The 21,387-nt window shown below is 58.0% G+C and carries 16 protein-coding genes; 12 read left to right on the forward strand and 4 right to left on the reverse strand.

The window, feature by feature from the left end; genetic code table 11:
- Positions 1-38: 38 nt before the first annotated feature.
- Positions 39-680 (reverse strand): zinc ribbon domain-containing protein, encoded by a 642-nt coding sequence (locus ABIB60_RS02755; RefSeq protein ID WP_354577564.1) that lies wholly within the window; start codon positions 678-680, stop codon positions 39-41.
- Between the two features lie 227 nt (positions 681-907).
- Here ABIB60_RS02755 and ABIB60_RS02760 point away from each other — a divergent pair, with 227 nt between their 5' ends.
- From ABIB60_RS02760 to ABIB60_RS02775, 4 genes are all read left to right on the forward strand, one after another.
- Positions 908-1,459, forward strand: coding sequence for an RNA polymerase sigma factor (locus ABIB60_RS02760; protein ID WP_354577566.1), 552 nt, complete (start codon positions 908-910; stop codon positions 1,457-1,459).
- Between the two features lie 30 nt (positions 1,460-1,489).
- On the forward strand, positions 1,490-1,942 hold the full coding sequence (locus ABIB60_RS02765) for a hypothetical protein (RefSeq protein ID WP_354577568.1): 453 nt from the start codon (positions 1,490-1,492) through the stop codon (positions 1,940-1,942).
- Positions 1,943-1,978: 36 nt separating this feature from the next.
- Positions 1,979-2,464, forward strand: coding sequence for a hypothetical protein (locus tag ABIB60_RS02770; RefSeq protein WP_354577569.1), 486 nt, complete (start codon positions 1,979-1,981; stop codon positions 2,462-2,464).
- A 193-nt stretch (positions 2,465-2,657) separates the two neighbouring features.
- Complete coding sequence (locus tag ABIB60_RS02775) at positions 2,658-3,851, forward strand: aspartate aminotransferase family protein (RefSeq protein WP_354577570.1); 1,194 nt, start codon at positions 2,658-2,660, stop codon at positions 3,849-3,851.
- Between the two features lie 120 nt (positions 3,852-3,971).
- Here the strand turns inward: ABIB60_RS02775 and ABIB60_RS02780 are convergent, their stop codons facing one another.
- Complete coding sequence (locus ABIB60_RS02780) at positions 3,972-4,400, reverse strand: tellurite resistance TerB family protein (RefSeq protein ID WP_354577572.1); 429 nt, start codon at positions 4,398-4,400, stop codon at positions 3,972-3,974.
- A gap of 259 nt (positions 4,401-4,659) precedes the next feature.
- On the opposite strand from ABIB60_RS02780, the gene pfkA reads away from it, so the two are divergent.
- Together pfkA and ABIB60_RS02790 are read left to right on the forward strand one after the other, a co-directional pair.
- The gene (pfkA, locus tag ABIB60_RS02785) at positions 4,660-5,631 is read left to right on the forward strand and encodes a 6-phosphofructokinase (RefSeq protein WP_316000114.1); all 972 of its coding nucleotides are present in this window, start codon (positions 4,660-4,662) and stop codon (positions 5,629-5,631) included.
- A gap of 120 nt (positions 5,632-5,751) precedes the next feature.
- Positions 5,752-6,387 (forward strand): hypothetical protein, encoded by a 636-nt coding sequence (locus ABIB60_RS02790; RefSeq protein ID WP_354577574.1) that lies wholly within the window; start codon positions 5,752-5,754, stop codon positions 6,385-6,387.
- Positions 6,388-6,530: 143 nt separating this feature from the next.
- On the opposite strand, the gene miaA is transcribed toward ABIB60_RS02790, so the two are convergent.
- Positions 6,531-7,418 (reverse strand): tRNA (adenosine(37)-N6)-dimethylallyltransferase MiaA, encoded by an 888-nt coding sequence (gene miaA, locus ABIB60_RS02795; protein ID WP_354577575.1) that lies wholly within the window; start codon positions 7,416-7,418, stop codon positions 6,531-6,533.
- The gene (locus ABIB60_RS02800) at positions 7,415-8,548 is read right to left on the reverse strand and encodes a glycosyltransferase (protein WP_354577576.1); all 1,134 of its coding nucleotides are present in this window, start codon (positions 8,546-8,548) and stop codon (positions 7,415-7,417) included. The genes miaA and ABIB60_RS02800 overlap by 4 nt, the downstream gene beginning before the upstream one ends.
- A 122-nt stretch (positions 8,549-8,670) precedes the next feature.
- Here ABIB60_RS02800 and ABIB60_RS02805 point away from each other — a divergent pair, with 122 nt between their 5' ends.
- The 6 genes from ABIB60_RS02805 (at position 8,671) to ABIB60_RS02830 (ending at position 21,275) form a co-directional block, all read left to right on the forward strand.
- A complete protein-coding gene (locus ABIB60_RS02805) occupies positions 8,671-12,750 on the forward strand; it encodes a PAS domain S-box protein (protein ID WP_354577578.1) in 4,080 nt (1,359 codons plus the stop codon).
- Positions 12,751-12,832: 82 nt separating this feature from the next.
- Positions 12,833-13,210: a response regulator gene (locus ABIB60_RS02810; protein ID WP_354577579.1), complete on the forward strand. Its 378-nt coding sequence runs from the start codon at positions 12,833-12,835 to the stop codon at positions 13,208-13,210.
- Positions 13,211-13,317: 107 nt separating this feature from the next.
- A complete protein-coding gene (locus ABIB60_RS02815) occupies positions 13,318-14,085 on the forward strand; it encodes an MBL fold metallo-hydrolase (RefSeq protein WP_354577581.1) in 768 nt (255 codons plus the stop codon).
- 602 nt (positions 14,086-14,687) lie between these two features.
- Positions 14,688-15,155, forward strand: a complete 468-nt coding sequence (locus ABIB60_RS02820) for a carboxypeptidase-like regulatory domain-containing protein (protein ID WP_354577582.1) — start codon at positions 14,688-14,690, stop codon at positions 15,153-15,155.
- 48 nt (positions 15,156-15,203) lie between these two features.
- On the forward strand, positions 15,204-16,772 hold the full coding sequence (locus ABIB60_RS02825) for an NFACT RNA binding domain-containing protein (protein WP_354577584.1): 1,569 nt from the start codon (positions 15,204-15,206) through the stop codon (positions 16,770-16,772).
- Between the two features lie 537 nt (positions 16,773-17,309).
- Complete coding sequence (locus ABIB60_RS02830; protein ID WP_354577586.1) at positions 17,310-21,275, forward strand: T9SS type A sorting domain-containing protein; 3,966 nt, start codon at positions 17,310-17,312, stop codon at positions 21,273-21,275.
- Positions 21,276-21,387: the final 112 nt, after the last annotated feature.

The raw sequence follows: 21,387 nt of genomic DNA on the forward strand, positions 1-21,387 counted from the left end.
CCCTCTCCTCGGGGAGGGGGCCCGGGGGTGAGGTCCCACTATTGCTTACCTCCGCACTCGGCGCAGAACTTCTGCTCGGGCTTTACGGAGGCCCCGCAGTCGCCACAGAATTTACCCCGGGGGTGCGCGGCGGCACTGGGTGTGCCGCAACTGGGGCAGAACTTCTGACCGGCGGCTAGTTTGGTCTGGCAGTTCGGGCATTGCACCAACGAAGCGGTGCCCAGAAAATCGAGGTTTTGGGTGTAATCCTGCTGGCGGGTTTTGGTGTGGATTTGCTCCCGGGCAGCCTGGCGCTGCTGGGAGGCCAATTCCTCCTGCTCGTCGGGGGCACAGTCTTCGCAGAGGCCGGCGGTGTGGTTCCAGCATACAGTGGGGCACACCCAGTGGCCGCAGCGGGTGCACTGCTTGAAGTAGGTTTTGCCTTCCTGCACGGCTGTTTCCAGGGCATCATCGTGGGCTTTGCCCCCAATGGCCCGCTGCACATGGTAGGCGGCATTGCCGGCATCGTGGAAGTGTCCCCCGAACAGGCTGCCGGCTGCTCGCATCAACTCCCCGGCAATACCAATTTTGTTGGGCAAAAAGCGCGACATATGGCCGTTACGGCATTTGTCGCAGTAGAATTTGAACTGGAAGCCTTTATCGGTGCTAAGGTCGTCGTGGTTGGCGACGAACTGAATCATGTTGCTCATAGCGGGTAGTCGTGTAGTGAGTAGAACGGGGTAAAAGTAGGGTTTTGTGGTGTTTTCTATTCACTCATATTGCCTGCAAAACCACCTCAACTTTAGCAACTCATAGTCAGCTGATTCCGGCTTACCAGATATTTTTGCCAGGGCCGCCATTAAACCGCCTGCCCACCAACCACTCCAACCCTGCGTAACCCGCCGCCCTAACCCGCCCTGCCTGCGCCTTGGAAGACCAGGAGATACTCGTCAAGTTTCGTGACCCCGCCGCCCGCAACGTGGCCTTCAACCAGCTCGTGCGCAAGTACCAGAGCAAGGTGTACTGGCACGTGCGCAAAATGGTAGTAGACCACGACGACGCCGACGACCTGACCCAGGACGTATTCATCAAGGTGTGGAACCACTTGGGGAACTTCCGCCAGGATGCTTCGCTTTACACCTGGATTTACCGCATTGCCACCAACGAGTGCCTGAGCTTTCTGAACAGTAAACGGCGCAGGTTTTTCCTACCCCTCAACGACGTGGGCGCGGAGCTAACGGCCAAACTAGAGGCCGATGAAAGCCTGGCCGGCGACGCGGTGGAGCTGAAGCTGCAGAAAGCTATTCTGCGCCTGCCCGACAAGCAGCGGCTGGTGTTCAACCTGCGCTACTACGATGAAATGCCCTACGAGCAGATGGCCGAGGTAACGGGCACCAGCGTGGGCGCCCTGAAAGCCTCCTACCACCACGCCGCTAAAAAAATTGAGCACTACATCAACAACGAAACTCTCACGGATTAAACCCGGCGGCCCCGGCCGCCTCTAACCGCCATGCATACTCCTTTTCGTCTGGATGAACACCGCCGTCGGCCTCACCCGCCGCTGGCTCCGCCCCCAGACCGGTATTTTGAACAGTTGCCCATGCGCGTAATGCAGCGCGTGCCGGCCGGGCCCCCAAGTCCGGCGGCCTGGGGCTGGCTGGCGGCGCTGTCGGCCCCGGTGCGTACGGCCCTGGCTGCGGGGGTTGTACTGGGGGGCTTTGCGGCCTCGTTCCTGCTGAGCCCCGGCGCGACAGTGCAGCCCTTGGCTACGACTTCCCTGGCCCAGGTTCCGCGCGCAGAATTGGTGCAGTATCTGCTGGCCAGTGAGCAGCGGGTAACGCTTGCCGATTTAGCGGAAGTGCCTGGGGCCGCTCAGAACGTCCCCCTTGGCACCCTACAGGCCTCCCCCGAAGAGTTGCAGGAACTGCTGGACGCTCAATCGGCCGACGAAGCCTATCTGTAAGCTGTACTTTCACCGCCCGCTTTGTTTTTCTCTCCAATGAAGTATTTCCTCCGTAGCCTATTACTGTTCTGCCTGCTGGCGGCCCTGCCCTTGGCGGAGGCCCGTGCCCAGGGTGGCCTGCGCCGTCAGGAGCGCCTCAGCCAGCTCGAAAACGCCCGCATTGCCTACCTCACCGAGAAAATTGCCCTCACCCCCGACCAGGCACAAAAATTCTGGCCGCTTTATAACGAATTCACGGCCAAGCGCCGCGACCTGAGCCGTCGGCTACGCCAGTTGCGCCCCGTCACTACCGATGGACTCAGCGACCAGCAGGTCAAGGAAAGCCTCAACCAGTCATTTGTGCTACGCCAGCAGGAGATTATGCTGGAAAAGGATTATTTCGAGCGGTTTCAGCGGGTAATCAGTGTGCGGCAGGTGGGCCAACTGGCCTTGGCCGAGCGGCAGTTTACCCGGGAAGTGCTCAAGCGCGTGGCCAACCGCCCTGGTATGCCTGCCAGCCCCACCGATGGGTTGGATGATTGAGGCTGACACTTTTACTAAACCCATAGAAAACGGCTGCTTAGGCGGCCGTTTTTTGTTGATGAAAAAGTAAGCGGCCTGGGCGCCCTACCTTTGCGGCCCGTTTTTGTTGTTCCAACGTCACTCCTCTGTTTCGTGCACGGCGTGGCTTTTCTTACCCTATCGGCTTCTCTGGCCGAATCGTTTTGCTTAGCGTATGCTTACCCCCCGCCAGCTTTTTCTGCGCCACCAGGCCCAAACTTCCGATTTTCCGCTGCTGCTGGAAATTGAGCGGGCCGAAGGTGTGTACATGTACGACGCCAACAATGAGCAGTATCTGGATTTGATTTCGGGCATTGGCGTCAGCAACGTCGGACACCGTCACCCGCGCGTGCTGCAGGCTATCCAAAATCAACTGGATAAGTACCTGCATCTGATGGTGTACGGGGAGTTGGTGCAGGCCCCGCCCGCCCGGCTGGCCCAGGCCCTCACCGCCACCCTGCCCGCCCACCTCGACAATGTGTACTTCACCAACTCCGGCACCGAGGCCGTGGAGGGCGCTCTGAAACTGGCCAAGCGCCACACTGGCCGCACTAAGCTGCTGAGCTGCTACAACGCTTACCACGGCTCCACCCACGGGGCGCTCAGCATCACCGGCTCCGAGGGGTTCAAGAATGCATTTCGTCCCCTGCTGCCTGATGTGCAGCATTTGCGCCACAACCACTTCGAGGATTTGCAGCTGATTGATGAGCACACGGCCGCCGTGGTGATAGAAACCGTGCAGGGTGAAGCGGGCGTGCGGCTGCCGGCCCCCGGCTACCTGCCCGCCCTGCGCCAGCGCTGCACTGAAGTGGGCGCGCTCCTTATTCTGGATGAGATTCAATCAGGATTCGGGCGCACGGGCACGTTTTGGGCGTTTGAGCAGTTCGGCATCGAGCCCGATATTCTGCTTACGGCCAAGGGCATGGGCGGCGGGATGCCTATTGGGGCCTTCATTGCGCCCCAGCACATCATGGCCAGCTTCAAAACCGACCCGATATTAGGCCATTGCACCACGTTTGGCGGCCATCCGGTTTCGTGCGCGGCGGCCCTGGCTACGCTGCAGGTTATTCAGGAGGAAAACCTGCTGGCCGGCGTGGCCGAAAAAGCGGCCCGCTTCCGGCAGCAGCTCCGGCATCCGGCCATTCGGGAGGTGCGCAACTGCGGGCTGATGATGGCCGTGGAATTTGCCTCCTTTGAGGTGCTAAAGCCCATCATCGACCACGCCCTGTGGCAGGAGCACGTCCTGACCGATTGGTTCCTGTTCTGCGACAACTCTTTGCGCATTGCCCCACCCCTTACCATCACATTGGAGCAGATTGACGATGCCTGCACGGCGCTGCTACGGGCCGTTTCTTCGGTTGAGAAGTAAAAGAGAAGGGGTTTAACACTCGTCATCCTGAGCAGAGCGAAGGACCTCATTACGTCAGGGCAAATAGCTCCAACGTGGTAAGGTCCTTCGCTCTGCTCAGGATGACGTTTTGGTATCTCGTTAGCTTTTCAGTAGCGCCAAGGCATCGTCTTTGATCTGGTCCCGCTCCATACCATCCTTCACGCACTGGGAGATATGGCGCACCAGGCGGGTCACTACTTCTTTGCGGAAACCTAGCTTTTCGGCCATGTCTACGCAGAAGTTGATTTCGGTGTCATCCACAATGCCATCGGCCAGCATCATATCCACCAGGTCAAATATCTGGTCGAAACGCTCAGAGTCGTTATCCGGGATGAGCAGGTTAATGGCGCTGCTGTTGCCCATAATGGAGCGGACTTCCTCGGTGCGCAGGCCCCCACGCTTGCCCACAGCCATAATAAAGCTCATTTCCCGTTCATCCATGTGCCCATCGGCCTTGGCCAGCGCCACCAGGTTCATCAGATGACTTTTCACCCGACGGGTTTGCTCATTCTCAAAAAAACCAAACATGCACGTAAACGTTGGGGGTGGTGGGAATTGGGGGAAGCAAGCAGCGCGTGGTTCTGGGAAGCCGTGTTTACCAGTTTGGGAAGTTATTCAAAAACCGGCAGTAGCGCAAGCCCTACCTTACGTAGCTTCTCTGAAAACAGTCATTTGACATGGTTAATTTACATTTCATGAAGTTGGGGCTTACCTTTCCGGCTGGAATTAGCACCTTTGCCTGGCCCGGCTACGTCGGGCATTTTGTTGAGTATTGAAGAGCAGTAAGATGAAACGTATTGCAGTTTTAACCAGTGGGGGCGACGCGCCCGGCATGAATGCCTGCATCCGGGCCGTGGTTCGCACGGCCGTGTACCACGGCATTGAAGTGTACGGCATCATGCGCGGTTACAGCGGCATGATTAAGGGCGAGTTTGTGAAGCTGGACTCGGCTTCCGTCGCCAATACAATTCAGAAAGGCGGCACCATTCTCAAATCAGCCCGCTCCCAGAAGTTCATGACCAAGGAAGGCCGGCAGCAGGCCTTCGACCAGCTGGTGAACCACGGCATTGATGGCCTGGTAGCCATTGGGGGCAACGGTACCTTCACGGGCGCCACGCTATTTGAGCAGGAGTTCGGTATTCCAACGGTGGGCGCCCCCGGCACCATCGATAATGACCTATATGGTACCGACTACACCATCGGCTACGATACGGCGGTAAACACGGCCTTGGAAGCCATTGACAAAATCCGGGATACGGCCGACTCCCACGACCGGTGCTTCTTTGTGGAGGTAATGGGCCGCGACTCGGGCTACATTGCCATTCCCTGCGCCATTGGGGGCGGAGCCGAAATTGTAATGATTCCGGAAACGCAGATGTCGACGGAAGCCGTGGTAGAAAACCTGAAATCCAGCTGGCAGCGCTCCAAAACCTCGTTTTTGGTAGTAGTGGCCGAGGGCGAGGAAGAAGGCAACGCCCACCAGGTAGCCCAGCGCGTGAAGGAGGCCATTCCGGAGCTGGACACCCGCGTTACCATCATTGGGCACATCCAGCGCGGCGGGGCCCCTTCCGCCGCCGACCGAATGCTGGCCTCCCAGATTGGTATTGCCGCCGTGGAGGGCTTGCTCAACGGTATGCGCAACGTGATGGCCGGCATTGTGGACCGTAAGCTGGTGTATACGCCTTTCACTGACACCATTCACAAGAAGAAGCTTATCAACCAAAGCTTTATGCGGATGGTGGAAATCCTGAGCGTATAGCCCGATACGTCCTTCATTTTACGAATTGCAGCCATTCCCTACCAGATTCAGTATTCTGGTGGGGAATTTGTGTTTGATAGGACCAGAATAAGTTCCTCAATCCTTCATTATTTTTTCAGTATGCTGAATTTTGTCCGCACCATACGTTTCGCCGCCGTATTCGGCTTATTTGCTGGATCAGCCCTGGCGCAGGATGCGCCGCCACGGGCCGGCCTGCAACTCGGTATTGGCTCGGCGGGCGTGGGCACCGGTGATTATATGGCCCTTAAAGCTCATCTGGAATATAGCCGGTTGCTGGGCCAGCACTTAGGCACTGGCACCCGACTGGCTTTCGTGGGCGGCAGCCGCGAAGATATTTCTACCGTCTATCCGCCCGACCCGCGCCAGGGTGGGGCTGGCGTTAACGTGCCGTACGCCCTTACCTACCAGGCCGTGAATCTGGAGCAGGAGTTCTACCTCTACCCTTTCGGTAACGACAAGCGGGTGCTGTTTGCGGTGGGTGGCGGCGGCTACGCGGGCTACTCCAACCGCTACGGCGCCCCCTCCAACCGCCTGCCCGACCCCTCATCCTACGCTACCGTACTCGCCCTCGACCACGAAAATGGCCTGCACGCCGGCTACCTGTTTTCGCTGAACCTGGATGTGGCCGTGGACCCGGCCCGCAAATGGCTGGTGGGCGGAAAAGCCCTGTTCCAGAATGACACGTTTGGTAATTCCCTGGCTACACTGCAGCTAAAAGTTAGCCGGCGGTTTTAATCTCGTTGGCCTTAATAAGTCATTTCTCTCATAAACGGCCTGCACCGCTACCGGCCCGCTCTACGCCTGAAAAATCAGGATGAACGGGCCGGTAGCGGTGCAGGGTATTTCTCCAGAGTTGCCAGTAGTGGCCGCAAAGTATCTTACAGCTCCAGCCACTGGTACTCCTCGTCGCGGCGAAGCCAGGTGAGCTGGCGCTTGGCGTAGTGCCGGGAGTTACGCTTGAGCAGGCGTACGGCTTCCGCGTAATCATACTGGCCCTCAAAGTAATCGAACAGCTCCTTGTAGCCCACGGTTTGCAGAGCGTTGTGGTGGCGGTGCGGGTACAGAGACCGGGCCTCGTCCTCCAGCCCGGCAGCCAGCATCAGGTCCATGCGCGCATCAATGCGCTGGTATAGCTCCTCCCGGCTGCGGTTGAGGGCAATTTTAACGGTTTGGAAGGGGCGCGCCGTGGCAGTTTGGCCGTGGAAGGAGCTGAACGGTTGCCCCGTACCCCGGCTGATTTCCAGGGCCCGCACCACCCGCTGGTGGTTTTGCCGGTCGATGCGCTGGTAGGTTACCGGGTCGAGGCGGGCCAGCTCCTGCACCAGCGGCTCCAGCCCCCCGGCCGCCAGCTCCTGCTTGATTTGCTGACGCACGGCGGGGTCTACGGCCGGAAGGGCATCAAACCCCTCGGTTACCGCCTGCAGATATAGCCCGGAGCCCCCCGTGAGGATAACCACCCGGTGCCGCTGAAAGAGCTGGTGCAGCAACGCCAACGCATCCTGCTCAAAGCGGCCGGCGTTGTAGTCCTCAGTAATCCTGTGCGAATCAATGAAGTGGTGGGGCACACCCTGCATTTCCTCGGGGGTGGGCTTAGCCGTGCCAATAGTCAGCTCCCGGAAGAACTGCCGCGAATCGGCCGATACGATTTCGGTGCCCAGTTGCTGGGCCAGGTGCACGCAGAGGGCCGTTTTGCCCACGGCCGTGGGCCCGCTGACAACCAGCAGCGTGGGGTGAGTAGCCTCCGCAAGTTCAGCCAGCAGTTTCATGGTACGGGAGTAGTAAGAGGAATAAGGTGAGCGTAAAGCTGGCGCAGGTGCTGCTGCTCCTGCTGCCAGTTAAGCACCAGCCGGGCCCGGCGGCAGTTAGCGGCCAACTGCTGATAATGCCCTGCGTCGCCACCGGGCAACAGGCGGTTGAGGGCCGCCGCCAGCGTAGTCGGCTCAAGGTCGGGCACTAGGTCGGCTACGGCAAACTGTTCATTGAGGGCTCGGTATTCGGGAAAGTCACTGGTAACCTGCGGAATGCCCGCGTGCAGGTAATCGAAGAACTTATTGGCCAGGGAGTAGTAGTAACTGAGTCCCTGATTTTCCAGCAGCATCACCCCCACCGTGGCCTGGCGGGTGAGTTCCCGCAGGGCCGTGGGCAGCACGAAGCCCCGAAACTCTACCTGCCCGCTTTGCACCAGCCCCAGCCCGGCCGCTTGGGCCCGAAGCGCGCCCGATAAGTCGCCTTCCCCGCAGATAACCAGCCGCCCCTTCACCCGGGGCATGGCGGCCAGCAGCTGCTCCAGGCCCCGCCCCGCGTTCAAGGCCCCCTGGTACAGAATGATAGGCGTGGCAGCAGGCAGCGAGGCGGGAGACGGGCCGTTTTCCGTGAGCCGGCTAATGTTGCGCACCACCTGAAAAGCCCGGCCGTGGCGCTGCTCAAACACGCAGGCCAGCGCCGGCCCCACCGTGTAGGCCAGGGCGGCGCGGGGCACAATAAAATCTTCGATAACCCGCCACACCCGCTGTACCCTGGGCCGGGCTACCACTTCGGGTACCTCCGTGAACAGCTCGTGGGCATCGTACACGAAGGGTTGCCCGCCCAACCGGGCCCGCAGCCACACGGGCAGGGCTGTATCCAAATCAATGGCGCACCAGGCGGCGGCACGCTGGCTCAGCAGGTAGAGCAGCAGGCGCAGGTTAAACTCCAGGTAAAACAGCTTGCCCCGCGCAAACCAGCACCGCAGCCGGTGCTGCTGGTAGGGCTGCGGCTGCAAAGGCTGGGAGGTGGGCCACTGGCGGCCCACTAGCAGTACCGCGTAGCCAGCCTGGGCCAGGGAGCCGCAAATGCGCTGCATCCGCTGGTCGTAATTCAGGTCGGTGGTAACGGTGAAAACCAGGCGTGGGGGCACAATCAGCAGTAAACCGGGGAGCAGGGCACCGGCGGTAGTTTCAGGAATTGTCGCAAATTTAAGAACTTCATTCCGGGTCGGCTCCCAGCGGGGCCACAATCTGCCGCGCATCCGCCACTTCCATGTCTATTCTTTCCAGCACCACCGCCGCCAGCACGCATGGCTCTAGTCTGGCTCCGGATATGTACCGGAGCCTGTTCGAGGACTCCTTTGACGGGCTGCTCCTCTACGATGCCACCGGTACACTGCTTGACTGTAACCAGCGGGCCGTCAATTACCTGAACACCACTCGGCCCATGCTGCTGGGCACCGGCCTCATGGCCTTTGCCTTGGTTCCGGAGCCGGCCTCCCCTATTCAGCTTACCTCCGAGTTGCAGCTGCGGGAGCAGATAATGGCCTGTGCCCGTAACGGAGAGCGGCAGTCCTTTCGCTGGAGTGGGCACCGCTCCGATGGGTTGGGCCTGGAAGCCTGGGCCTCGTTAAACCGCATCGGCAACGATGAAGCTTCCCTGGTGCTGCTCACCCTCCGCGACATTGCTCAGTACGTGCACCCGGTACCGGAGCCTACCGCTGTGCCGGCCACCACTACCGACATTCCGCTTACCAATTTCTCGCGGGGGCAATTCCGGGACGTGCTCAGCCGGGCCGGTATGTGCTACTTGCTGCTGGATAAGGAAGCCCGCATTCAGGATGTGAATGAGTATTTCTGTGAGGTAACCGGCCGGCCCGCCTCCACCCTTATCGGGCGCGACTATTTTGTGCTGTTTGCCCCCCAGGCCGAGCAGGCCCCCCGGCGGTTTGCCTTTCACCGGGCCATTGAGCAGGAGCAGCTGCAGGATTTCTTTGAACGCTCCCTGCTCACCATTTCCGGGCAGGGCCGCACCTTCTTCTGGCATTCCGAGTTTGAGCGTGACCCCACGGGCCACATCAACGGCATCCTGTTTGTGGGGCGCGATATTACCGACAAGCAGGTGGCCGTGCGGGCCCTCACCGATAACCGCAACCGCCTCCAGGATTTCCTGGACAATGCCCACGACCTGATTCAGAACCTGAGCATCGACAACCGCTTCCTGTTCGTGAACAAGGCCTGGAAGGAGAAGCTGGGTTACGAGGACATCGACCTGCCCCACCTCACCCTCTCGGATGTGGTGCACCCCTACTACAAGGCCAAGCTGCTCTACCAGCTGCGCAACCTCTACAAGGGGGAAAAGGTGAACAAGCTGGAGACAGTATTCCTCACCAAATCGGGCAAGCCCATTCACCTGATTGGCTCCATCAGCTGCTCCTGGCAGGATAACGAGCCGGTGAGCACCCGCGCCATTCTGCACGATATTACCGACCGTATTAAGGCGGAGCGGCTGCAGAAGGTGTACTACAGCATTGCCAACCTAGCCATCAGCTCCAAGGATTTGCACTCCCTCTACGGAGCCATTCACCGGGAGCTGAGCAAAATCATTGAAACCAACAACTTCTACATTGCCCTCTGCGACGAGGCCCGCACCCAACTGCAGTTTGCCTACTTCGTGGACCAGAACGCCCAGGGTGACCAGGGCATGATGGCCCGGCCGTTTTCCTCGGGGGTATCGGAGTACATTATCCGTACGGGGCGGCCGCAGTACTTGCTCAAGGAGGAGTTGCAGGAGCTAATTGCCAGCGGCACTATTACGGCCTACGGGCTGATGCCGGAGGTAATGCTCTGCTCGCCCCTGAGCATTGGGGAGCGGATTATTGGGGTTATTGCGGTGCAGGATTACCAAAAGGCCGATGCCTACGCCCCCACCGATATTGAGATTCTGCACTTCATTTCCAACCAAGTGGCCCTGGCCATTGAGCGCAAGCGCAACGAGGTACAGATTCAGAAGCAGAACGCCCGCCTGAACGCCATTTTCGAGAGTGGCTCCCACCTGATGTGGTCGGTGGACACGCACTCCCGCCTCTCCTCCTTCAACCGCAACTACGCCGCCTATTTCCTGCGCCGCAACGGCGTGTACCCGGCCCTGAACGTGAACCTCTGGCAGGCCGACGTGGCCCTGATGGAGGAAGACGCCCGCGTGGCCTTCATTGATAACTACCGCAAGGCCTTTCAGGGGCACCCGCAGCGGTTCGAAGTGCGCCTGCGCGACGCCCGGGGCCATGATACCTGGCGCGAAATCTACCTCAACCCCATCTACCTCGACGACGGCTCCTTCGAGGAAATTTCGGGTATTGCCCACGACATCACCGACAAGAAGCGCAGCCAGCTGGAGCTGGCCGCTCAGGAGGAGAAATTCCGGGCCATCTTCGAGTCGTTCCAGGATGTGTACTACCGCACCGACGGCCAGGGCCTGATTACGCTGCTGAGCCCCTCCGTGCAGGATATGCTGGGCTACACGCCGGAGGAAACCATCGGCAACTACATCGGCGACTACTACATGTACCCGCTGGAGCGCGCCACGCTGCTGGAAAACGTGCGCCGCTACGGTGAGGCCCGCAACTTCGAAATTGCCATGCGCCACAAAGACGGTCACGCCGTGAGTGTGCTGGTGAATGCCCGTCGCGTGGCCGACGAGGCCGGCAACGGCACCGAAGGCATTGCCCGCGACATTACCGGCCTGAAGCAGATGCAGGATGATTTGCGCCGGGCCAAGGAAGCCGCCGAGCAGGCCCTGGAAGCCAAAACGCTCTTCCTGGCCAACATGAGCCACGAGTTGCGCACGCCCATGAACGGCATCATCGGCATGATTGACCTGCTGCACCAGACGGTAGCTTCCGAGGAGCAGGAGGAGTACGTGGACACGCTCCGCAAATCCTCGGATGCCCTGCTGGCTATTCTCAACGACATTCTGGACCTGTCCAAGATTCAGGCGGGCAAGCTGCAGCTCAACGAAGCCGGCATCGACCTGCATTACACCCTGGATAAGATTCACTCCCTGTTTGCCAACCGGGCTAGCCAGAAGCATCTCACCTTTACCTACCACATTGCCAACCACACGCCCCGTTTCATCATTACCGACGAAACGCGCCTGCTCCAAATCCTGAGCAACCTCACCTCCAACGCCATCAAGTTTACGGCTCAGGGCACGGTGAGCGTGATAGTATCCTCCACTGTTACCGATGGGGAGGAGCATTTGCTGCGGTTTGCCGTACAAGATTCGGGCATTGGCATTTCTGAAGACAACGAAAAACTGCTCTTCACCAACTTCACCCAGCTCGACACTACCCCCACCAAAGCCTTCGGGGGTACGGGCCTGGGCCTGGCCATCAGCAAGCAGCTGGCCGAGCTGCTGGGCGGCGAAATTGGGGTGTACTCCAACGTGGGTGAGGGCTCGACCTTCTGGTTTACGATGCGCTGCCGGGTGGCCCGCAACGAGGAGGAAATTGTGCAGGAACGGCTGCTGGCTCGGGAGCGTCCCCAGGAAGTGGTGCGCTTCGAGTCGGCCCCCCGCATCCTGCTCGTGGATGACAACCCCATCAACCAGAAGGTGGCTACCCGCTTGCTCGACAAGCTGGGGTGCGACATTGTGGTGGCCTCCGATGGGTTTGAGGCTATTAGTCGGGCCACGGCTCCTAGTGCCCGTTATAGCCTGATATTCATGGATATTCAGATGCCGGAAATGGATGGCGTGACGGCCATGAAGGAAATTCGGCAGCGCCTGGGCAGCGCCTGCCCGCCCATTGTGGCCATGACGGCCTACTCCATGAAGGAGGACGCCGAGCGGTTTATTCAGCAGGGCATGGATGACTACGTATCCAAGCCGGTGAAAAGCCAGGACCTGTACGCGGTGCTGCGCCGCTGGACCGACGGCCCTCCCCTAGCCGACTCGCTTAAACCCGACGCGGACCCAGGCACGCCGGAGTCAACGGTAGAGGCTGAACTACCTGACTGCATCGATCTGGAAATAGTGGAGCAACTACGGCAGCTAGGTGGGGGTGAGTTTGCGGCCCAGCTCTATTCTGACTTCGAGGACGAGGCCGGGCAAGTGTTGGCAGAGGCCGCCGAATTGGTTGCCGCTGGGCAGTACGAGCAGATTTTACCACATTTGCACCAGCTAAAGGGCACAGGCTTCACGTTGGGCGTTCGGGATGTGGCAGAAAGCGCCAAACATCTGGAACATGAGTTGAAAAATGGCCGTACGGAACATACTCCGGAATCATTTCAACAATTACTTGGTTTTTTTGTACAATTTAAGGCTGCGTATCCTAAACTTACGCAAGCCCCTTAATCCTTCCTTTATCACTCACCAGGTAGTGTAGTCGCCCTTCAGCTCCCCCACAACCTCACCAACCCTCCTACTTTCCCTCTCCATGGCCGATTCTAAAACGATTCTGATTGCTGAAGACAGTTCGGTTATTCTCAACCTGACCAAGAAGATTCTGGAACTCCAGAAGTACAAGATAGTATCGGCCAAAAATGGCGGCGAAGTAATCAAGCAAATTGAAAGCCAGCCCATTGACTGCGTATTAATGGATATCAATATTCCGGTGAAGGACGGCATGGAGTGCACCCGCGAAATCCGCCGCAGCGCTGACCCGCGCATTGCCAAAATTCCGGTTATTGCCATTACCGGCAATGCCAACAACTACTCCATGGAGCAATTTCGGGAGGCCGGTGTAACCGACTATCTGCCGAAACCTCTGGATTTTGATGCGCTGGTACGCGTGGTAAAGCAGTATATCGGGTAGTATTATGGAGCTCGGAGTCAGAAGCTAGGGGATAGAATGTGTGGTTGTCTACCTGTACAGGATATTTTCCATTCTAGCTCCTAGCTTCTGACTTCTAACTTCTTACCATGGAAGTAACTTTCCTCGGCACCGGCACCTCGCAGGGAGTACCCATTATTGGCTGCTCCTGCGCGGTATGCCGGTCGGTGGACTACCGCGACAAGCGCCTGCGGGTATCCGTGCACCTGCAGGTGCAGGGCAAAAGCATTGTCATTGATTCGGGGCCTGATTTCCGCCAGCAGGCTCTGCGTGAGCACATTAACCACCTGGATGCGCTGGTGTTCACGCACGAGCACAAAGACCATACTGGCGGCCTTGATGATATCCGGGCGTACAACTTTCGCCAACAACAGGATATGCCTCTGCACGCTGAGCCCCGGGTGCTGGAGCAGCTGAAGCAGGAGTACGCCTACATCTTCTCGGCGCACAAGTACCCCGGCATTCCGCAGGTGCAGCTGCACCCTATTCTGAGCGAGACGGAGAGCTTTTGGGTAGAAGGCGTGGAGTTTCAGCCTATTCGGGCGCTGCACTACAAGCTGCCGGTTCTGGGTTTCCGGGTGGGTGGCTTCACGTACATTACGGATGCCAACTACCTCTCGCCCGAGGCCTTAGAGCGCATGCGCGGCTCGGAGGTGATTGTGCTTAATGCCCTGCGCCATGAGCAGCACATTTCGCACTTCACCCTGCAGGAAGCCGTGGATATTCTGGAGGATTTGGCCCCCCGCCGCGCTTACCTCACCCACATCAGCCACCAGTTGGGCCGCCACCGGGAGGTAGAGGCGGAGTTGCCCAGCTTTATTCGGCTGGCGTATGACGGGCTACGGGTAACGGTGTAGGCGCACAGTTTGCGGTGTTACGAGCCCAGTACCTAAACGCCCTATACACTGAGCCAGAATCATGAATACCGAAGTACATCTCAGACACGTGCCGAAATAGCCTGATGCTCCTGTTGCTTTTTTCCCGTGTAGTACTGCGTAGCCATTTACCACCCGGAACCCTGCTTGCCCTTCTGCAGGATGCCCCAGGTCTGATCGACAAAAAGTTACCGGCCTTCAACCCGCAGCAACCAAACGCGGAATATCCTGTTGCGTTCGAGGTGGAAACGGCTGCTTTTTCGAAAGTACGAGGCACTCAGGGCCGGGGGTATATAACGGCTACCTCCACCAGCAGCCAACTCCGGCTTTTCCTGCGGCCTGCTTGGTCGTCGCTGGGAGTACTGGGGCTTACGTGGGTGGTAGCCGCTTCCTGGCTTCCACGAGTACCACGCTGGAGGTTGGCAATGTCATAATTCCTGCTTTGCTGGCGGCAGGTATGTACGGGGTGCTGCTACTGGGCTTCTGGGTGGAGACGCGGCGCGTCCGCCACCAACTCGCCGAACTACTGCGTCCGCCTACACCCTCTACCTGATCCAAGTTTCCGCTCTCTGGAACAACACTTTATGAATGCAATTACCAGCGGTATTGCGCCGAAAACTGACGCTGACTATGCCATGGTTGCCGCTAAAGGATTGTGCTTACTACTGACCGTAGTGCTGGGAAGCTGTGTTTCTTCTTCGTATGAACGGTGGCACGCGCTTGCGCCTGGGCGGGGTACCTACCGTATCGAGCGGGAAGAGTTTCGTCCGGATAAAAACCAAGCCGGCGGTACTTTTCGTTTGCAGATCGAGGAAGAAATCAATCAACTGCCGCTGGACGGCGGAGTGACGGTTGCCGTGCTGGATTCCCTGCATCAGGTAGTAATAAACACTAACGCGCCAGCTACTGGCAAGCTGACGCTGCCAGTAGCTCCCGGGCGCTATACTGTGCGTTTCACGTCAATAGGTTTCCACAGCCTCGAAACCAAACCGCTGTTTGTGCGCAAGTCTCATATTCTATTCTTGAGAGTTTACTTGGGTGCCGAGTATTAAGTGACCGTTGAAGCGGCAATAATCAATCAACCAGTTCACCCTGCACATATGCACACCAACTACTACTTCCTGCGCCAGCTGGCCCCCGCCCTCACCCGACAGCTGCAAGGTTACCGGGTGGCAGCGTGCTTTTCGCAGGAGAAGGACGAGTTGGTGATTGGGCTGACGAATAGCACGACCGAGTTCTGGCTGAAAATCACCCTAGCCGCAGCGGGCTGCCTCGTTGCCCTACCCGAGTCTTTCCACCGGGCGCGGCAAAACTCCGTTGATTTGCTGCCGGAATTACTGGGCCAAGAGGTGGAGATGGTAGCGGCCTGGCCCCAGGACAGAGTGCTCGAATTTCGTTTCCGGAGCGGGGCTACGCTGGCCCTGAAGCTGTACAGCACGCGTCCGAATGCCCTTTTTCGCCCGCAGCCCGATGCCCCGGTTCAGCTGTTCCACCAGCGTTACGTGGCCGATACAGAACTGGCCCCGGTGGAAGTCATGGCCGGCGCCGAGGATGGCCTGCCCATTAACCCACTCAAAGCGTACCCCAGCCTGGGCGACTTAGCTGCCGCCTACCTACGTACCCGGGGCTACGACCCCGCTCCCCTGGAAGCCAAATGGCCGCTGGTAGGCCAAGTAGTGCAAGAACTAGAAGAGCCTACCGCCTTCTACGTTGTTCGGCTTGAGGGCCGCACCAGGCTGAGCCTGCTGCCCGTGGGTGAGATAGAGTTGACCCTCCCGGCCGATGATCCTATTGGAGCCTTGCGCCGCTTTGTGCCCCTGCTGCTCAACCGCCGCACCTACGAAGCTGAGTTGCAGCAAGTGCGGGCGCTGCTGGAAAAACGGGCCGATGCAGCGGCTACAGCCGCCCATCATGCCCGCCGCCGCCTGCACGCCCTCGAAAACACCGTGGGCTACCGCCAAACCGCTGACCTAATTATGGCCCACCTTAGCCAGATTCCGGCCGGAGCCAGCCAAGTAGAGGTGGTCGATTTCTACCAGGACAACCAACCTCGCCTCATCAAGCTCAAGCCCGCCGAAACACCCCAGCGCACGGCCCAAAACTTATACCGCAAGGCCAAAAACCAACAGCGCGAAACCCAGGAGCTAAGCGCCCGGGCCGAACGGCGTGAAACGGAAGCCCTGCAGGCCTTGGAACAACTGGAGGAACTGGCCGCCTTACCCCCCGGAGAATTGCGGCCGTTCCGGCAGTGGCGCAAGCAACACGCCCTCGACCCGGCTACCCTGGCCAAACCCAGCCAGGAGCTACCATTCAAAGTGTTTGAGGATAGTGGCTTTACCATTCTAGTGGGCCGCAACGCGCAAAACAACGACCTGCTTACCCAGCGCTACGCCCACAAAGACGACGTGTGGCTGCACGCCAAAGACGTAACCGGCTCCCATGTGGTTATCCGGCAGCGGCCGGGGCAGCCGGTACCAGCCCCGGTGCTGGAACGGGCCGCTCAGTTGGCCGCCTGGTACTCTCGCCGCCAAAACGATACGCTTTGCCCAGTGACGTACACGCCCAAAAAATTTGTGCGCAAGCCCAAAGGAGCCCAACCAGGCCAAGTGCTGGTGGAGAGAGAAAAAGTGTTGCTGGTAACACCGGCCAACCCCTTCGAGCGGGAATAGCCCCCCTGGCGGTTTAGCTCCCATTACTTTATCCACTTGGTTTCCCGAACCGAGCTATTCGACCGTGGTATTCGGGTATGCCCTGCCATTGAGGATTCGGCGAGTATATATACCTGTTAGGGGTACCTTATTGCGAAATTCGCAAAGTGAACAGCCCAACACTAATAGGATTGCAACAAACGGATTATAACAGCTACCTTGTTCCATAAATAATTATATTATTATACATACTTCATTTACTGTCGCTGTTGGAGTATGGCTATAAGTGTAGCATTAAGCTAAGCTCATCAGTAGATTTAGTTACTTACCGTTAAGAAAATATACAGTGATAACACTGTGGTAAACAGGTTTTTCTATTCCCATATATAGAATAAGAACGATGTCATTGCATTATCTCCATACGTTACATAAATGATTTGGCAAAATGCTGACGCATTGGAAATGTTATATAAGATTGCGGGAAGTTATTTATAGTAATCCTACGTCGGCATCGGCTGACTTGCTCGCATCGGTTTCACTTTCCTTTTCCAGCTTACTATGCATGTACCTTTCCTCCCTTTTCGTCTGGGCCCTCCGTTGCCGCAACTGATTCGCCGGCTAACGGCGGCGTGTGGCATTGGGTTAGTCTGTACCACCGCGGCACTGGCCCAGTTTCCCCGGATTGAATCTTTTAAAAACACCACTACCTCCGGTACCGGCTTCCGGCTGGGAGGCAACCCCAAGGCGGCGGTGCTCACTGCCGCCAGCGGAACTGATGCTGACGGCTCTGGCTACCTGCGGCTTACCGACAGTGGGAATAACCAGTCGGGCTTTGCCATTGATAAGTCTTCTTTCCCGGCGCCTTCCGGCTTCAGCATTTCCTTTGAATTCTACTCCTACGGGGGTAATGGAGCCGACGGGTTTTCGGTGTTTTTGATTGACGCCGACAAGACCTCGGCCGATGCCTTTACCATCGGGGCATCGGGCGGCTCACTGGGGTACGCCCAGAAAACGTCTGACCCCATTAGTGACGGAGTGCCGAATGGCTACGTCGGCATTGGTATTGACGAGTTCGGCAACTTTGCTAACCCCACGGAAGGCCGGGTGGGCGGCCCCGGCTCACGGCCGGATGCCGTATCCCTGCGCGGCCCGGGCAACGGGCGCAGCGCCACTGATTATCCGTACCTGGCCGGCAGCGGCTCGCTGCCGTTCAGCCTGGACGTGGCGACAGTGCGGGCCCAGCAGGGCAATGCTGATTTCCGTCGGGCCTACATTGACGTGATTCCGCAAACGAATGGTACGTATCAGATTACGGTGCGCATTCAGCATGGCAACGCCGTGACTACGGCCGTAAATCGGGTAACCATTTCGACTCCGCCCTCTAATTTGCGCATCGGCTTTTCGGGCTCCACGGGGGCGGTCAACAACTTCCACGAAATCCGGAACCTGGCCATCGTAAAGGCCCCGTTTGCCAACGACGACGTGGCGGGCACCAAGTACAATGTGCCGGTTACGCTCAACATCCTCAACAACGATATTGCCCAGGGCAGTAACCTAGACCTGGCCTCCGTTGACCTCAACCCTAACACCGCGGCCATTGAGAACTCCTACACCGTTGCGGGCCAGGGCACGTTTCAAGTGAACAGCAGCGGAGTGGTGACCTTCACGCCCAGCGGTACCTTTTCGGGGGTAGTAACCATACCGTACACGGTAGCCTCCATTCTGGGCGACCGATCCAGCCCGGCTAATATCGTGGTAACCGTTACCGGGGCCGACGTAGCTACTACTATTGGCGGACCAACTTCGGTTAATCCAGGTTCGAGTACTTCCTATACGGTAACGGCCGTAAATAATGGGCAGGAAGTGGCTACTAACCTCATTCCAACGCTGACGCTACCCACGAACGTCTCGTATGTCTCAGGCGGCAGTTTCAATCTCAATACACGGGTGGTATCGTTTCCTCAGACCACTTTAACTTCGGGGCAATCGGTTACGAATAGTGTTGTGGTAACGATGCCGCCCACTACTGGCAATTACACGTTTACCTCGAACTACACCTACCCCTCCGGAGCGGCTATTCCGGATGCTGAGCCTAGCAACAACAGCTCTGCGTTTGTTGTTGCCGTGTCGGGCTCGGGCAATATTGCTGGCGTATGTTCAATACCGGGCAAAGACGGCCCGGTTACGCTGACAAGTGCGACCATTCCAAATACGTACTATGCCGGCACGGGCACGGCTTCAGCAGGCAACAAGTTTTTGACTGTTAGCCCTACATTAAGGGGCAATACTACCGCAATAGCCCCCGGCGACATGCTGCTAATTCTGCAAACGCAAGGGACCAAGATGACCATTGCCAATAGCACAGCATATGGTGACGTAAACACGGTTACGGCCGGTACTTACGAGTATGCTATTGCAGCTAGTGCTGTTAATACCACCACTGGGCAGCTGGATCTGACCGGTGCTTTGCAGAACACCTACACTACCAATATAGCTACTACGAATATTTCTGCGAATGCTTACCAGACGTTTCAGGTAATTCGTATACCGCAGTATTCTTCCGTAACGGTATCGGGAACGGTAACTGGTAGTGCTTGGAACGGTAGCACGGGTGGCGTACTAGCCTTGGAAGTAGCCGGCAAAATAAGTTTTACTTCCGGTTCATTAAATATGGATGGTAAGGGCTTTCGGGGCGGGGCAAGCCAAACCAATGCCAATGCCAATTCTGCTAACAATAGCACGTATGTTACAACGTCAACTGCATATGCAGCTAAAGGCGAAGGCATTGCTGGTGCTCCATCCGAGGTATTCGATGGATCATCGAACGTCTCAGTAACACCGAACTATACCACTTTTGCTTCTGGCAGTTTTGCAGCTGGTAACGCAGCAAACGGCGGCGGCGGCGGAGCGCGAAATGGCAATAATTACAGCGGAGGCAGTGGTGGTTCCAATGGCGGGGCAAGCGGCAGTGGTCAGAATATAGGTAATGGCTCCAATCGAGCACTTGGGGGAATTGTAGCCGCTACCAATAGCTCTCCATCTGACCTTATATGGTTAGGGGGCGGTGGCGGCGCAGGCGCTGCTACCACTGCTTCTAGTACAACAAGTGGTCGAAACGGCGGAGGAATGATTATCCTGCGCACTGGGGTGGTAGCTACCACTGGCACTATTTCCGTTAACGGCCTATCAACTCCTAATGCAACCGGTGATTACGGCAGTGGGGGCGGCGGTGCGGGTGGTACTGTAGTAGTGCGTGGTACCTCTCTGAATCAGCTAACCATTACAGCTACGGGTGGCAATGGCGGTGTTAGTACAAATGCAGGAAATGGTGGCGGTGGCGGCGGCGGCGTAATCCTGAGCAACGCGGCCGTTGGCGGTAGCTCATCGGTTGCGGGCGGAACGGTAAACAATACTGCAAGTGGCTCCGCTGGCTACACATCTACTAGCACTACGCTGGGCACTGACTGTATGCCCAACATCACGGCAACGCTGAGTACTACCACTCCCCAGGTAAACCGTTCAGCAGCTATGCGGGCTGATTATGTATTGGTGGTTGCCAACACGGGTGGCGGCGTAACGGGCGCTTCGGTTACCGCAGGCCTCAATTCCCTCTTCACCTACACGAACACTGCTAACACCACAAAAGTAGACCTGGTATTAGCTGATGGTACAATCTCGACCATTGCAAGCTCGGGTTATACGGTGAACAGCACCACGGCCAACAGCCCAGTATTCTTGGGTTTCAATATCCCATCAGGAGCGTCGCTGCGCATTTCCTTCCGGGCCGCCATTGCTTCTTCTGCAGTAAATGGCACCGCATATCAGGGAGGTGGCACTACCAGTTACCTTGACCCCACGCGTACGGGCACTAACAACACCGTTAGTCCCGGCGCGGCTATGGCTAGCGGAATAACTGCCATGGGCAGCAACTACCTGGCTTCCTCTTCCTCGGCTGAGGATGTAACCGTAGTGCAGCCCCTACCAGTTACGCTCACTAGCTTTGAGGCCAAAGCGGCCGGTCGGGACGCACTGCTGACGTGGGCTACCGCCCAGGAGCTGAACAACGACCGTTTCGAAGTGGAGCGCAGCCTGAACGGCATTGACTTCGAGAAAATTGGTTCGGTCAAAGGCAAGGGCACTACTTCAACTGCTTCTGCCTATACCTTCACTGATGCCGCCGCGGCCCGCCTGACTGCCAAAACGTTGTACTACCGCCTGCATCAGCTGGACTTGGATGGCCCCGGCTCCTACACCAAGGTACGGACGGTGCGTTTCGAGCGGGCACAGGGTACGGCTACGCTGTACCCCAACCCGCACCAGGGACGGTTCACGCTGAATTTGCAGGCCCTGCCCTCGGGCATCTACCAAGTAGATATACTGGACCTGGCTGGCCGGCGCGTGTACCACACCCAGCTTAGCGGTGGCCAGGAGCACCCGCTGCTGCCCACTTTGCCGATGGGCTCCTACATTGTGCACGTTACCGGGCAGACGGTAAACGTCAATCTGCCCATGGTGAAGAACTAAGGTCTTTTCCTTTTCAAAGCCTAAAGGCCACTGCTCCCGGAGCAGTGGCCTTTTTGGTAGTTGCTTGCGTATCGCACAAACGCACTGCACCTCTGCAAAGGCACTACATAGT

Source organism: Hymenobacter sp. UYP22 (genome assembly GCF_040547285.1).
Taxonomy (GTDB): Bacteria; Bacteroidota; Bacteroidia; order Cytophagales; family Hymenobacteraceae; genus Hymenobacter.